This is a genomic window from Pseudomonas sp. 05N433 (genome assembly GCF_056396925.1).
This window is the reverse complement of sequence record NZ_JBFTML010000057.1, coordinates 1-15,461: the sequence shown is the minus strand read 5'-3', so window position 1 is coordinate 15,461 and position 15,461 is coordinate 1. Positions and strand designations below refer to the sequence as shown.

11 protein-coding genes and 1 pseudogene are annotated in these 15,461 nt (G+C 60.6%); 9 read left to right on the top strand and 3 right to left on the bottom strand.

What is annotated here, in order from left to right:
- Nucleotides 1–180: 180 nt before the first annotated feature.
- Nucleotides 181–2,622, top strand: coding sequence for a penicillin-binding protein 1A (locus AC1DIS_RS24730; RefSeq protein WP_111453922.1), 2,442 nt, complete (start codon nt 181–183; stop codon nt 2,620–2,622).
- Nucleotides 2,623–2,755: 133 nt separating this feature from the next.
- Here the strand turns inward: AC1DIS_RS24730 and AC1DIS_RS24725 are convergent, their stop codons facing one another.
- From AC1DIS_RS24725 to rpmE, 3 genes are all read right to left on the bottom strand, one after another.
- Complete coding sequence (locus AC1DIS_RS24725) at nt 2,756–4,024, bottom strand: malic enzyme-like NAD(P)-binding protein (protein WP_477781137.1); 1,269 nt, start codon at nt 4,022–4,024, stop codon at nt 2,756–2,758.
- A gap of 170 nt (nt 4,025–4,194) precedes the next feature.
- Nucleotides 4,195–4,995 carry a thermonuclease family protein gene (locus AC1DIS_RS24720; protein ID WP_477744138.1) on the bottom strand — a complete coding sequence of 267 codons (801 nt, stop codon included), beginning with the start codon at nt 4,993–4,995 and terminating at the stop codon, nt 4,195–4,197.
- Nucleotides 4,996–5,030: 35 nt separating this feature from the next.
- A complete protein-coding gene (gene rpmE / locus AC1DIS_RS24715) occupies nt 5,031–5,249 on the bottom strand; it encodes a 50S ribosomal protein L31 (RefSeq protein ID WP_018929146.1) in 219 nt (72 codons plus the stop codon).
- A gap of 330 nt (nt 5,250–5,579) precedes the next feature.
- Here rpmE and AC1DIS_RS24710 point away from each other — a divergent pair, with 330 nt between their 5' ends.
- From AC1DIS_RS24710 to AC1DIS_RS24675, 8 genes and pseudogenes are all read left to right on the top strand, one after another.
- Nucleotides 5,580–7,799: a primosomal protein N' gene (locus AC1DIS_RS24710; RefSeq protein ID WP_018929148.1), complete on the top strand. Its 2,220-nt coding sequence runs from the start codon at nt 5,580–5,582 to the stop codon at nt 7,797–7,799.
- Between the two features lie 225 nt (nt 7,800–8,024).
- Entirely contained in the window at nt 8,025–9,761 is a 1,737-nt protein-coding gene (gene argS, locus AC1DIS_RS24705) for an arginine--tRNA ligase (protein ID WP_477748833.1), read from the top strand.
- Between the two features lies 1 nt (nt 9,762).
- Nucleotides 9,763–10,473 carry an SPOR domain-containing protein gene (locus AC1DIS_RS24700; protein WP_007936813.1) on the top strand — a complete coding sequence of 237 codons (711 nt, stop codon included), beginning with the start codon at nt 9,763–9,765 and terminating at the stop codon, nt 10,471–10,473.
- Between the two features lie 231 nt (nt 10,474–10,704).
- Nucleotides 10,705–11,235 carry an ATP-dependent protease subunit HslV gene (gene hslV, locus AC1DIS_RS24695; RefSeq protein WP_007936812.1) on the top strand — a complete coding sequence of 177 codons (531 nt, stop codon included), beginning with the start codon at nt 10,705–10,707 and terminating at the stop codon, nt 11,233–11,235.
- Nucleotides 11,236–11,289: 54 nt separating this feature from the next.
- Entirely contained in the window at nt 11,290–12,630 is a 1,341-nt protein-coding gene (gene hslU, locus AC1DIS_RS24690) for an ATP-dependent protease ATPase subunit HslU (protein WP_019581849.1), read from the top strand.
- Between the two features lie 205 nt (nt 12,631–12,835).
- Nucleotides 12,836–13,216, top strand: coding sequence for a gamma-butyrobetaine hydroxylase family protein (locus tag AC1DIS_RS24685; protein WP_018929151.1), 381 nt, complete (start codon nt 12,836–12,838; stop codon nt 13,214–13,216).
- 243 nt (nt 13,217–13,459) lie between these two features.
- On the top strand, nt 13,460–15,139 hold the full coding sequence (gene phaC / locus AC1DIS_RS24680; RefSeq protein WP_026286647.1) for a class II poly(R)-hydroxyalkanoic acid synthase: 1,680 nt from the start codon (nt 13,460–13,462) through the stop codon (nt 15,137–15,139).
- A gap of 134 nt (nt 15,140–15,273) precedes the next feature.
- A pseudogene (locus AC1DIS_RS24675) lies at nt 15,274–15,461 on the top strand (hypothetical protein); the annotation flags it as partial.

Here is a 15,461-nt window from a genome sequence, read left to right as displayed (position 1 = left end):
CTCTGTAATATCCATTGCGTTCAATACCCCCCGTCTTGACAGAAGCGCAAATGACGCTCCCTGCGGAAAAATGCTTATAATGCCGAGCGTTTTTCCGCTTTCACTGCAAGCGCGGGTCATTTTCTTTATAGCCTGAACCCTGATGCCTAATTCATTCTTTGCCCTGGATATCCAAAAGCCTTGATTCGTCTGCTGAAATTCTTCGGTTGGTCCATCGTCGCCGTTTTCTGCGGACTGCTCCTGGGTCTGAGCGGCGCCTTTCTTTACCTTAGCCCTGGATTGCCATCTGTGGAGGCGCTGAGAAGCATTCAGTTGCAGATTCCTTTGCGGGTGTACAGCAGCGACAACAAGCTGATCGCAGAATTTGGCGAAATGCGCCGTACGCCGATCCGTTTCGCCGACATTCCCCCCAATTTCATTAATGCGTTACTAAGTGCTGAAGACGACAATTTCGCCAACCACTACGGCGTCGATCCCAGCAGCCTGATGCGTGCCGCCACCCAGCTGGTAAAGAGCGGACACATTCAGTCCGGCGGCAGCACCATCACCATGCAGGTGGCGAAGAACTTCTTCCTGAGCAGCGAACGCAGCTTCTCGCGCAAAACCACCGAAATCCTCTTGGCCCTGCAGATCGAACGGCAGCTGACCAAGGACGAAATCCTCGAGCTGTACGTCAACAAGATTTATCTGGGCAACCGCGCCTATGGCATCGAGGCAGCGGCGCAGGTCTATTACGGCAAGTCGATTCGTGACGTCAGCCTGGCGCAGATGGCGATGATCGCCGGTCTGCCAAAAGCCCCGTCGCGCTTCAACCCGCTGGCCAACCCGGCCCGCAGCAAGGAGCGTCGCGACTGGATCCTGGGGCGCATGTACAAGCTCGGCAAGATCACCGAAGCCGACTACACCGCGGCGATCAACGAACCGCTGAACGCCAGCTATCACGTGCCGACTCCGGAAGTGAACGCACCGTACGTCGCCGAAATGGCCCGCGCCGAAATGGTCGGTCGCTATGGCAGCGATGCGTACACCGAAGGTTTCCGCGTCACCACCACGGTGCCGAGCGATTTGCAGGAAATGGCCAACAGCGCGGTTCACGAAGGCTTGATGACCTACGATCAACGGCACGGTTATCGCGGCCCCGAGTCACGCCTGCCGGGTAAAACCCGAGAGGCCTGGACCCAGGAACTGACCAAGCAGCGGACCATCAGCAGCCTGGAGCCGGCGATCGTGACCCAGGTCGACAAGAACGGCGTGCAGGTGCTGACCCGCACCGGCGAAGAACACGTTGCCTGGGACACCATGAAGTGGGCTCGTCCGTTCCTGAACACCAACAGCATGGGCGCCAATCCGAAGCAGCCGTCGGACGTCGCGCAGGTCGGCGATCTGATTCGCGTACAACGTCAGCCGGACAATTCGCTCAAATTCAGCCAGATTCCGCAGGCCCAGGGCGCACTGGTGTCCCTCGATCCGCAGAACGGTGCCATTCGTTCCCTGGTCGGCGGTTTTGCCTTCGAGCAGAGCAACTACAACCGCGCCATGCAGGCCAAGCGCCAGCCAGGTTCGAGCTTCAAGCCGTTCGTCTATAGTGCCGCCCTGGATAACGGCTACACCGCCGCCAGCCTGGTGAACGACGCACCGATCGTGTTCGTCGACGAGTACCTGGACAAGGTCTGGCGCCCGAAGAACGACACCAACACCTTCCTCGGCCCTATCCGCATGCGTGAAGCGCTCTACAAGTCGCGCAACCTGGTATCGATCCGCCTGCTGCAAGCGCTGGGCGTCGACCGCACCATCGACTACATCAGCAAGTTCGGCTTCAACAAGCAGGACCTGCCACGCAACCTGTCCCTGGCATTGGGCACCGCGACCCTGACGCCAATGGAAATCGCCACTGGCTGGAGCACCTTCGCCAACGGCGGCTACAAGATTTCCCCGTATATCATCGACAAGATTGAAAGCCGCAACGGCGACACACTGTTCGTTGCCAACCCGCCGAGCGTTCCGAAAGGCAACGTAGTCAGCGACGGCATCGCCGTGCCGGCCGCCAATACCTTCACCGTCAACGCCATCCCAGGCGAAGCGCCAGGCGCCCAGCCAGTGTCACAAGCGCCAGCGGTGGCCGAACGTATCATCGATGGTCGCACCACCTACATCCTCAACAGCATGCTTGAGGACGTGATCAAGCTCGGTACTGGCCGTCGTGCGCTGGCCTTGGGCCGCAGTGACATTGCGGGCAAGACCGGCACCACCAACGAATCCAAGGACGCCTGGTTCTCCGGCTACAACGCCGATTACGTGACCACCGTCTGGACCGGCTTCGACCAACCGGAAAGCCTGGGTAAACGCGAGTTCGGCGGCACCGTCGCCCTGCCGATCTGGATGAACTACATGGGCGCTGCCCTCAAAGGCAAGCCAGCCCATACCCAGCCGGAACCTGAAGGCATCCTTAGCCTGCGGGTCGACCCGGTCAGCGGTCGTGCAGCCACCCCAAGCACGCCAGGCGCCTACTTTGAGCTGTTCAAGGCCGAAGATACGCCACCGTCGGTGAACGAGCTGGGTAACGGAAATGTGCCGGGCAGCCCGCTACCAGCGGACGAAGCGGCGCCGATCGATTTGTTCTGATCGCCGCAACACCAAAAAGCCCCGCCTTCGAAAGAAGTGCGGGGCTTTTTATTGCCTGCCTGCAAACCACCCAGATACAAAAAAGCCCCGACTCAGAATGAGCCGGGGCCTTTGGTTGAAGCGCTACAACGGCTTAGCCGTTGAACACGTCATCCACGCTTTTCAGCGGGTAGTTCTTCGGATACGGCAGGGTCGCCACGCCGGTCTCGATTGCAGCCTTGGCCACGGCATCGGAGATCAGGGTGATCAGACGGGCATCCATTGGTTTCGRGATGATGTACTCACGACCGAATTCCAGCTTGATGCCGCCGTAGGCATCGCACACTTCCTGAGGCACTGGCAGCTTGGCCAGTTCACGCAGGGCGTTGGCAGCAGCCACTTTCATTTCTTCGTTGATGCGCTTGGCGCGAACGTCCAGGGCACCACGGAAGATGAACGGGAAGCCCAGTACGTTGTTGACCTGGTTCGGGTAGTCCGAACGGCCGGTGGCCATGATCACATCGTTGCGAGTGGCGTGCGCCAGTTCCGGGGAGATTTCCGGATCCGGGTTCGAGCATGCGAACACGATCGGGTTGGCCGCCATGGATTTCAGGCCTTCAGCGCTCAGCAGGTTCGGACCGGACAGGCCAACAAACACGTCGGCGCCTTCCAGTGCGTCAGCCAGGGTGCGCTTGTCGGTCGCGTGAGCGAAGACGGCCTTGTACTGGTTCAGGTCATCACGGCCGGAGTGGATCACACCGGTACGGTCAACCATGTAGATGTTTTCGATGTTGGCGCCCATGCTCACCAGCAATTTCATGCAGGAGATGGCGGCAGCACCGGCGCCCAGGCAGACGATCTTGGCTTCCGGCAGGGTTTTACCGGCGATTTCCAGGGCGTTGATCATGCCGGCAGCGGTCACGATCGCGGTACCGTGCTGGTCATCGTGGAATACCGGAATGTCGCACTGCTCGATCAGAGCGCGTTCGATTTCAAAGCACTCAGGCGCCTTGATGTCTTCCAGGTTGATGCCACCGAAGGTGATGGAGATACGCTTGACGGTGTCGATGAAGGCTTGCGGGCTTTCGGAGTCGACTTCGATGTCGAACACGTCGATGCCGGCGAAGCGCTTGAACAGAACACCTTTACCTTCCATCACCGGCTTGGAAGCCAATGGACCGAGGTTACCCAGGCCCAGAATCGCGGTGCCATCGGAAATGACTGCAACCAGGTTGCCTTTGCCGGTGTATTTGTAGGCCAGTTCAGGATCGCGGGCGATTTCGCGTACTGGTTCGGCTACGCCGGGGCTGTAGGCCAGCGACAGGTCGCGGGCGGTAGCAGTGGCCTTGGTGAGCTCGACACTCAGCTTCCCTGGACGAGGATTGGCGTGATATTCGAGAGCGGCAGTTTTCAAATCAGACATGTGGGCATTCCGCTTTTTACTGTTGGACAGACGGACCGCCGAGGATACTCGTGTCGCAAAGTCCCCACAAGACTGACCAGTCACCCCTGTCAAGCGCCCTGCCCTACGACTTTGGGCCAAGAGCCACGGAATACAAGGGATAGACTGTTCACAATCTACAGAATAAATGTCTACAATTTTTCTTGCGGCGCGACCTGCAACATCGCCGGATCGGTCAGCGGCAAAAGCCAGCGTGCCTGCCCGGGCTTCAGCCCGCCACGGCGCGAACGATCCACGACCCAGCCACGAGCCTCGATTTGCTTGCCTTTGAGCTTCTCAAGCGACGCGTCATCGAATTGCCCCAGCAAATTGGGTGCAACCCGCAATACAACTGAATCCTGCAACTCGATCCAAACCCCGCCGCGATTGCGCTGAACCTTGCTCACACGACCACTGAGCACGGCGAAGCCGGACGCGTTGATCTGCTCCGCTTTCAGTACAGGTGACTGTCGCCACAGCCCGAGACCGGCCTGACGAGCACTGCGTTCCGCCGCCTGCTGGCAGCCGACCAAATCGACGTTCGGCGCTACCGCGACCTGAAAACCGAGACCTTCAGCAAGCATCTGCGCTTCGAGGTTGGCGCCATCGACGCTGTAGACATGGGCCAGCGTGCGGCCGTAATGGTCCTTGCCTTCTTTACCCGGCAGCAAACCGACCCGCCCGTCGCTGGCGGCCACCAGGGCTTCCAGGCGTTTGCGCGCGGCCTCGGCGAACGGCTCGTCGGAACGACCCTGCTTGCCCAGCTCCGGCGTGTTCAAACCGATCATGCGCACACTGCGCCCATCGCTCAGACGCAAGGTGTCGCCATCCACCACCCGCTGGACTGCGACCGGCGTCAGCCCGCTCGGCGCCGGGCAGAAGGCCTGGGCAGCGGAAAGCCAAATCGCAGACATAAAAAAGGCGCCCGCGAGGGACGCCTTTTTCATCAGCATGGAAAAACCGTAACGGCTTCCCAAGTTGATCGGCCTTAGGCCTTTTTCGCGCCGAAAGCACCGAAACGGTCTGCGAAACGCTGAACGCGGCCGCCAGTGTCCAGAGTCTTTTGCTTACCGGTGTAGAACGGGTGGCATTCGTTGCAAACGTCGATCGCCAGGGCTTTGCCGTAGGTCGAACGGGTTTCGAACTTGTTGCCGCAGCTGCAGGTAACAGCAACTGCTGGGTATTCTGGATGGATATCAGCTTTCATGGTGTCTTCCTCAGGCTAGCGTGCCGCCACCCAACACTATTGTTGAATACCGCACGTAATTAGGCCGCGGATTCTACCAGACCTTTGCAAACACGCAAGCTGTCGTGGGTGCCCTCCATCAGGAAAGACTGTTCAATGTTGACGGCGTCTTTTAACGCCATGCTGCGTTGCTACTCCTCCCCATAGCGCGCTATGAGTCGTCGTAGCGCCTTGCCTGGCATTAAAATCCACTCGTCAACACTTGAACGCTTTCCTGATGGAGGACACAAATCCGACCGTCTGCTAGGCTCCCGGCCTTCTTCATCACCCCTTCACCGAGTAAACAATCGCGTGCCCAACGCCATTCTGCGCCTCGCCCTGCCTTCGCCCCTGCGCCGCCTGTTCGACTATCGCGCCCCGGCTGGAGTCCTGCGCGCCCAGTTACACCCGGGCATGCGTTTGCGGGTGCCGTTCGGCCGGCGGGAGATGATCGGAATTCTGGTGGAGATCACCGACCACAGCGAAGTCCCGACAGAAAAGCTCAAACCGGCGCTGGCCCTGCTCGATGCAGTACCGCCGCTGCCACCCGCGCTGTTCAAGCTGTGCCTGTGGACGTCCCAGTATTATCAGCACAGCCTCGGCGACACGTTGAGCTGGGCGCTGCCGGTGTTGCTGCGTCAGGGTGAACTGGCCGAAGCCCGTCAGGAGCGGTTCTGGTCCGCCGCGCCCGGCGCCAGCCTCGATGACCCGCGCATCGCCCGCGCCCCGCGGCAGCGCGAAGCCCTGGCGACCCTGGCGCAACATCCCCACGGCGTCGCCCATCAGTTGCTGAGCAAACTGATGCTGAGCAAGGACAGCCTCGATCTGTTGCTGGCCAAGGATCTGGTGCAGGTAGACATCCGCAGGCACGCGCCCGGCGCTCGCCACGAACACTGGCTGGCACAACCGGAACTGCCGCTCAACCCGGAGCAGCGCGCCGCTTATGAAGCGATTCGCGCCGGGTTCGACAGTTATCACGCGTTCCTGCTGGCCGGCGTCACCGGCAGCGGCAAGACCGAAGTCTATTTGCAACTGATCCGCGAAACACTCGAGGCCGGCAAGCAAGCCCTGGTGCTGATCCCGGAGATCAACCTCGGCCCGCAAACCCTGGCGCGCTTCGAACAGCGCTTCAATGCACGCATCGCGCTGATCCACTCCGCCGTCAACGACCGCGAGCGCCTGGACGCCTGGCTGGCCGCGCGGGATGGCGAAGCCGACATTATTATCGGCACCCGTTCGGCGCTGTTCACGCCGATGAAGAACCCCGGCCTGATCATCATCGATGAAGAGCACGACGGCTCCTATAAACAGCAGGAAGGCTTGCGCTACCACGCCCGCGACCTGGCGCTGGTTCGCGCCCGGCAGGAAAACATCCCGATTGTCCTCGGCTCCGCCACGCCTTCGCTGGAAAGCCTGCAAAACGCCTACACCGGTCGTTACGGCCTGCTGCGCCTGAATGAGCGCGCCGGTGGTGCCAAGCAACCGCGCTTCCTGCGCCTGGACGTGAAAAGTCGTCCACTGGACAGCGGCATTTCCGGGCCGATGCAGCAAGCCATCGGTCAGACCCTCGCCGCCGGCCAGCAGGTGCTGGTGTTCCTCAACCGTCGAGGGTTCGCCCCGACACTGCTCTGCCACGATTGCGGCTGGATGTCCGAATGCCAGCGTTGCGACGCGCGAATGACCGTGCACCAGCGCTCGGGCGAATTGCGCTGCCATCATTGTGGCTACGTCGAGCGCGTGCCTCGGCATTGCCCGAAGTGCGGCAAGGTCGATTTGCGGCCCGTGGGCGCCGGTACCGAGCGTGCCGAGGAACGCCTGGGGATTCTGTTCCCGGACGTTCCGGTGCTGCGGGTCGACCGCGACAGTACTTCACGCAAAGACGCGATGAATCAGTTGTTCGCGACCATCCAGAAAGGCCAGCCGTGCATTCTGGTCGGCACACAGATGCTTGCCAAAGGGCACCACTTTCCTCGGGTGACACTGGTGTCGATTCTCGATGCCGACGGCGGGTTGTTCTCCGGTGACTTCCGCGCCAGCGAGCGCATGGCGCAGTTGATCGTGCAGGTCGCCGGGCGCGCGGGGCGGGCCGAAGAACCGGGCAAAGTGATCATCCAGACGCACCTGGCGGACCACCCGCTGCTGGTGCAACTGACCGAACAGGGCTACTTCGCCTTCGCCGAACAGGCGCTGAGCGAGCGCCGCTCCGCCGGGTTGCCGCCATTTGCGCATCTCGCGCTGCTGCGGGCCGAAGCGCACAAACCGGGGCAGGCCGAAGGGTTCCTCGATGAAGCGTGCAGTGAGGCCGAACGACTGCTGACCGAACAGCATCTGACCGGCATCGAGTTGCTGGGGCCGGTTCCGGCACCGATGGAGCGCCGGGCCGGGCGCTATCGCGCACAGTTATTGCTGCAAGCCACGGCCCGGGCGCCACTGCATCGATTGTTGAGCAGTTGGTTGCTGGCTTTGGAGCAGATGCCCAGTGGGCGGGCAGTGCGTTGGTCTTTGGATGTCGATCCGGTCGATTTGTATTGATTTCAAAATCGCCATCGCGGGCAGACCTCGCTCTTACAACGGATCTTGCTGATCCGCACACTGCCTCTGTAGGAGCGAGGCTTGCCCGCGAAGGCGGCCGATTTGTCACCACATATCCATAACCTGCCCGCTATAGTTGGCAAGCCCGTCTTCGCAACGGATAATGCCCAGTTTTTCCACCAGCGCACTGAAGCGCCGCCGCGCCTGCGGTCGAAAGAGAAGACCATGAAAGACACCATTCGCCAGCTGATCCAACAAGCCATCACCCAACTCGTCAACGAAGGTGTGTTGCCTGAAGGCCTGTCGCCGGCGATCCAGGTGGAAAACTCCCGTGACAAGACTCACGGCGACTTCGCCAGCAACATCGCGATGATGCTGGCCAAACCGGCCGGCATGAAACCCCGTGACCTGGCCGAGAAAATCATCGCCGCGCTGCCGGCTGACGAAAACGTCTCCAAAGCCGAAATCGCCGGCCCTGGCTTCCTGAACTTCTTCCGGAACACCCAAGCCCTGGCGACCCGCCTGGACGCGGCCCTGGCCGACGACCACATCGGCGTACGCAAGGCCGGCCCGGTGCAGCGCACCGTGGTTGACCTGTCGGCCCCGAACCTGGCCAAAGAGATGCACGTCGGCCACTTGCGCTCGACCATCATCGGCGACGGCGTGGCCCGGGTGCTGGAGTTCCTCGGCGACACCGTGATCCGTCAGAACCATGTCGGCGACTGGGGCACCCAGTTCGGCATGCTGATGGCTTATCTGCAGGAGAACCCGATCACCAGCGACGAGCTGTCGGACCTGGAAAACTTCTACCGCGCCGCCAAGCAGCGCTTCGACGAGTCCGAAGAGTTCGCCGACCGCGCCCGTGGTCTGGTGGTCAAGCTGCAAGCCGGCGACCCGGACTGCCTGGCCCTGTGGACCAAGTTCAAGGACATCTCGCTGTCCCACTGCCAGAAAATCTACGAACTGCTGAACGTCAAACTGACCATGGCCGACGTGATGGGTGAAAGCGCCTATAACGACGACCTGATCAACGTGGTCAACGACCTCAAGGCCAAAGGCATGCTGGTCGAGAGCAACGGCGCCCAGTGCGTGTTCCTCGACGAGTTCAAGAACGCCGAGGGCGAACCGCTGCCAGTGATCATCGTCAAGGCCGATGGCGGCTACCTCTATGCCACCACCGACCTGGCGGCCGTGCGCTACCGCAGCGGCGTGCTGAAAGCCGATCGCGCGCTGTACTTCGTTGACCAGCGCCAGGCCCTGCACTTCCAGCAGGTGTTCGCCGTCGCCCGCAAGGCCGGCTTCGTGACCCATCCGATGGAAATGGAACACATGGGCTTCGGCACCATGAACGGCGCCGATGGCCGCCCGTTCAAAACCCGTGACGGCGGCACCGTGAAGCTGATCGACCTGCTGACCGAAGCCCAGGAACGCGCCTACACGCTGGTGAAGGAGAAGAACCCGGAGTTGGCCGAAGACGAGCTGCGCAACATCGCCAAGGTCGTGGGCATTGGCGCGGTGAAGTACGCCGACCTGTCCAAGCACCGCACCAGCGACTACAGCTTCAACTTCGACCTGATGCTGAACTTCGAAGGCAACACCGCACCGTACCTGCTGTACGCCTACACCCGAGTGGCCGGCGTGTTCCGCAAGCTCGGCAAGGACTTCAGCGAAGTCGAAGGGCAAATCGTCCTCGAAGCGCCGCACGAACATGAGCTGGCGGCGAAACTGGCGCAGTTCGGCGAAATCCTGAATAACGTGTCCGACAAAGGCACGCCGCACATTCTCTGCACCTACCTGTACGATGTTGCCGGCCTGTTCTCCAGTTTCTACGAGAACTGCCCGATCCTCGGCGCCGATACCCCGGCGCAAATGCAGAGCCGTTTGCGCCTTGCTGCGTTGACCGGCCGCACTCTCAAGCAAGGCCTGGAACTCTTGGGTCTGGAAACTCTGGAGCGTATGTAAGTTGGCTGCCAAGAAAAAACCTGCACCCAAGCGTGGCGCCAGCCGTTACCAAGCTCCTGCAAAGCAACCGATCCCGGGCTGGCTGTGGATGGCCATCGGCCTGACGGTCGGCGCGTTCATTGTGTTCCTGATGAAGCTGGAGCCGGGCAAGGGCAGTGACAGCGTCAAGCGCGAGAAGGTCGAGCAACAGCAGAAAGCGACCAAGATCGCCGAAGCCAACAAGACCCCGCCGAGCCCGACGCAACCGGTGAAGCCGAAGTACGACTTCTACACCTTGCTGCCGGAATCGGAAGTGATCGTGCCGCCGGATGCGGTACCGGAGAAAACCCTGCCGACGCCACAGGTGCCGGCCGTGCCGACCACGCCGGTGACGCCTGCGGAAGCGGCGAAGATCGACACCGCCCGGGCTCAGGCGGCATTGGCCGGCATCACTCCGCCGCCAGCGCCACCGGTGGCTAAAGCGGCGCCGGTGACCAAGTTCTTCCTGCAGGCCGGTTCGTTCCGCAAGCAAGCCGATGCCGACAAGGTTCGGGCGCAGATCATCCTGCTGGGTCAGGCCGTGGCGGTTGAATCCGGCACGGTGAAGGACGAGACCTGGTACCGGGTGCTGGTCGGCCCGTTCAGCAACCGCGAACAACTGACCACCGCCCAGAAGCAACTGGCGGGCAGCGGCTTCAGTAACCTGTTGTTACAACAACGCCAGAGCCGCTAATTTCGTCAAGGACACTGCGTCATCGTTCTTCGCGGGCAAGCCTCGCTCCTACAGGATCACGTAAATCTCTGTAGGAGCGAGGCTTGCCCGCGAAGGCGTCAGAACAGACAACACATTCATCCCTGCCCACCACCGCTCGTCCCCCGCCGCGTCCTACAGTTGAAAAACGCTCCACCACCCCCATATGAGTTGGCATAAGGCATTTTCGCCCCGCTGCGTGGAGACTCTCCCTTGACCACCATCGTTTCAGTTCGCCGCCACGGCAAAGTCGTCATGGGCGGCGACGGCCAGGTTTCGCTCGGCAATACCGTGATGAAAGGCAACGCGAAGAAAGTTCGCCGCCTGTACCACGGTCAGGTTATCGCCGGTTTTGCCGGGGCTACCGCTGACGCCTTCACCCTCTTCGAACGTTTCGAAGGCCAACTCGAAAAACATCAGGGCCACCTGGTTCGCGCCGCTGTCGAACTCGCCAAAGAATGGCGCACTGACCGCTCCCTCAGCCGCCTCGAAGCCATGCTCGCGGTCGCCAACAAGGATGCCTCTCTGATCATCACCGGCAACGGTGACGTGGTTGAGCCTGAAGAAGGCCTGATCGCCATGGGTTCCGGCGGCGGCTACGCCCAGGCTGCGGCCAGCGCGCTGTTGAAAAAGACCGACCTGTCGGCCCGGGAAATCGTCGAAACCGCTTTGGGCATCGCTGGCGACATCTGCGTGTTCACCAACCACAACATCACCATCGAGGAGCAGGATCTCGCTGAGTAAGCCTGCCTTGGCCTAGCGCCACGGCTCACTTTTGCTTGAGGACCGCCAATTACTATGCCCATGACCCCCCGTGAAATCGTCCACGAACTCAATCGCCATATCATCGGCCAGGACGATGCCAAACGCGCCGTCGCCATTGCCTTGCGCAACCGCTGGCGCCGGATGCAGCTGCCCGAAGAGCTGCGCGTCGAAGTCACCCCCAAGAACATTCTGATGATCGGCCCGACCGGCGTCGGTAAAACCGAGATCGCCCGTCGCCTGGCCAAACTCGCCAACGCTCCGTTCATCAAAGTCGAAGCGACCAAATTCACCGAAGTGGGCTATGTCGGCCGCGACGTCGAATCGATCATTCGTGATCTGGCGGACGCGGCGATCAAGCTGCTGCGCGAACAGGAAATGACCAAGGTTCGCCACCGCGCCGAAGACGCCGCCGAAGAACGCATCCTCGACGCCTTGCTGCCACCGGCACGCATGGGTTTCAGCAACGAAGACGCCGCCCCGGCCCAGGACTCCAACACCCGCCAGCTGTTCCGCAAACGCCTGCGTGAAGGTCAGCTGGACGACAAGGAGATCGAAATCGAAGTCGCCGAAATCACCGGCGTCGATATCTCCGCGCCACCGGGCATGGAAGAAATGACCAACCAGTTGCAGAGCCTGTTCGCCAACATGGGCAAGGGCAAGCGCAAGAGCCGCAAGCTCAAGGTCAAGGAAGCGCTGAAACTGGTTCGCGACGAAGAAGCCGGTCGCCTGGTCAACGAAGAAGAGTTGAAGGCCAAGGCGCTGGAAGCTGTCGAACAGCACGGCATCGTGTTCATCGACGAAATCGACAAGGTCGCCAAGCGCGGCAATACCGGTGGCGTCGATGTATCCCGTGAAGGCGTACAGCGCGACTTGCTGCCGCTGATCGAAGGCTGCACCGTCAACACCAAACTGGGCATGGTCAAGACCGACCACATCCTGTTCATCGCCTCTGGCGCATTCCACCTGAGCAAGCCGAGTGATCTGGTGCCGGAGCTGCAAGGTCGCCTGCCGATTCGGGTCGAACTCAAGGCCCTGAGCCCGGAAGATTTCGAGCGTATCCTCAGCGAACCGCATGCCTCTCTCACCGAGCAGTATTGCGCGCTGCTGAAAACCGAAGGGCTGCTCATCGAGTTCCAGCCGGACGGCATCAAGCGTATTGCCGAGATTGCCTGGCAGGTCAACGAGAAGACCGAGAACATCGGCGCCCGTCGCCTGCACACCTTGCTGGAGCGTCTGCTTGAAGAGGTGTCGTTCAGCGCCGGCGATCTGGCCAGCACCCATGACGAAAAGGCGATCCTGATCGATGCCGATTACGTCAACAGCCACTTGGGCGAATTGGCGCAGAACGAAGACCTGTCCCGTTATATCCTGTAGGTCTCATTCTGTGTGAGCGGGCTTCCGTGGCGAGGGAGCTTGCTCCCGCTGGGTCGCGAAGCGGCCCCAAAGTCGGTGAATGCGGTTTATCTACAAGACCTCATTCGCCGGATTTACGACTGCTACGCAGCCGAGCGGGAGCAAGCTCCCTCGCCACAGGTCACCCGCCGACACAGGGCCTTCATACAGACGGAAGATCGGCCCCATGACGACCCAACTCCCCACCGACATCAAACTGCACAAAGCCTCGAAAACCCTGACGCTCAAATACGCGTCCGGCGAGGAGTATCACCTGCCCGCAGAATTCCTTCGTGTGCACTCTCCTTCCGCCGAGGTCCAGGGCCACGGCAAACCTATCCTGCAATTTGGCAAGATCGGCGTAGGCCTGAGCAAGGTCGAACCAGCCGGTCAGTACGCACTGAAATTGACCTTCGACGACGGCCACGACAGCGGCCTGTTCACCTGGGAATATCTGTACCAGTTGGCGGTGCGCCAAGAGGATCTGTGGAACGATTATCTTGCCGAACTCAAAGCGGCTGGAAAGACCCGTGATCCGAACGAGTCGGTCGTCAAGCTGATGCTCTAGGTCAGGCCTCGAGGTATTTAGAGGGCATTTTCTAATTCCATCTGTTTGAATGCTTGGCTGCCGGGTCAACGATTGGCCCGCTTGCGAAAAAAATTAAACTCGGGTAACCAATGGAGCTGGCAAGTTCCGTGCATTTGTAGCTATGCGCAATTAACGGTCACCCCGAGCAGTAGTACCTGGCGTTTGCTGTGTGACTACACAGCTGGGCTCAGGTACTCGCCTCAGGACAATGGAGCGTCGTAGATGAGTAACAAGCAAAACGATGACCTGAAATTCCAGGCTTCAGAAAATACCTTGGGACTGAATCCTGTTGTTGGGCTGCGTAGAAAGGATCTACTGGGCTCTGCCCGAATGGTGCTGACCCAGGCCATCAGACAACCCATCCACAGTGCCAGGCACGTCGCCCATTTCGGCATCGAACTCAAGAACGTGCTGTTCGGAAAATCCGAGCTTCAACCGCAAAGCGACGACCGCCGTTTCCTCGACCCGGCCTGGAGCCAGAACCCTCTCTACAAACGTTATTTGCAAACTTATCTGGCGTGGCGCAAGGAGCTCCACACCTGGATCGATAAGAGCAATCTCTCGCCCAAGGACGTCGCTCGCGGGCATTTCGTGATCAACCTCATGACCGAAGCCATGGCCCCGACCAACACGGCAGCCAACCCGGCGGCGGTCAAACGCTTCTTCGAAACCGGCGGCAAAAGCCTGCTCGACGGCCTCTCTCATCTGGCCAAGGATCTGATCCACAACGGCGGGATGCCGAGCCAGGTCAACATGGGCGCGTTCGAAGTCGGCAAGAGCCTGGGTGTGACCGAAGGCGCGGTGGTCTTTCGCAACGACGTGCTGGAGCTGATCCAGTACAAGCCGATCACCGAGCAAGTGCATGAACGCCCACTGCTGGTGGTGCCGCCGCAAATCAACAAGTTCTATGTTTTCGACCTCAGCCCGGACAAAAGCCTGGCGCGCTTCTGCCTGCGCAACAACATGCAGACGTTCATCGTCAGCTGGCGCAACCCGACCAAGGAACAACGCGAGTGGGGTCTGTCGACCTACATCGAAGCGCTCAAGGAAGCGGTCGACGTGGTCACCGCGATCACCGGCAGCAAAGACGTGAACATGCTCGGTGCCTGCTCCGGCGGCATTACCTGCACCGCGCTGCTGGGTCATTACGCAGCGATCGGCGAGAAGAAAGTAAACGCCCTGACGCTGCTGGTCAGCGTGCTCGACACCACCCTCGACAGCGACGTGGCCCTGTTCGTCGACGAGCAGACCCTCGAAGCCGCCAAGCGCCACTCCTACCAGGCCGGTGTGCTGGAAGGTCGCGACATGGCGAAAGTCTTCGCCTGGATGCGTCCCAACGACTTGATCTGGAACTACTGGGTCAACAACTACCTGTTGGGCAACGAGCCACCGGTGTTCGACATTCTGTTCTGGAACAACGACACCACTCGCCTGCCGGCCGCCTTCCACGGCGACCTGATCGAGATGTTCAAAAACAACCCACTGATCCGCCCCAATGCACTGGAAGTGTGCGGCACACCGATCGACCTCAAACAGGTCGATGCCGACATCTTTTCCCTGGCTGGCACCAACGATCACATCACCCCGTGGAAGTCCTGCTACAAGTCGGCACAACTGTTCGGCGGCAAGGTCGAGTTCGTGCTGTCCAGCAGCGGACATATCCAGAGCATTCTGAACCCGCCGGGCAATCCGAAAGCACGCTACATGACCAGCACCGACATGCCGGTCAAGGCCGAGGACTGGATGGAAAATTCCACCAAGCACACCGACTCCTGGTGGTTGCATTGGCAGGCGTGGCAGGCCGAACGCTCGGGCAAACTGAAGAAGTCCCCCGCCAACCTTGGCAACAAGGCCTATCCCGCGGGTGAGGCGTCGCCAGGCACGTATGTGCACGAACGTTGAGCTTCAAACAACTCGCAGTCCGCGGCACTGGGAGGTGCCGCGATTGTCATTAATCAGCCTCGAGGCCAGCCTCGAACATTCTGCGACGGCCCGGGATGGCCCGATCAGCGTTTAAAACCTACAGGGCTTCGTGCATGCCGCAACCGTTCGTATTTCGTACCGTCAACCTGGATGGGCAAACCCTCCGCACCGCGGTACGCCCCGGCAAGCCTCACTTGAAACCTACAGGGCTTCGTGCATGCCGCAACCGTTCGTATTTCGTACCGTCAACCTGGATGGGCAAACCCTCCGCACCGCGGTACGCCCCGGCAAGCCTCACTTG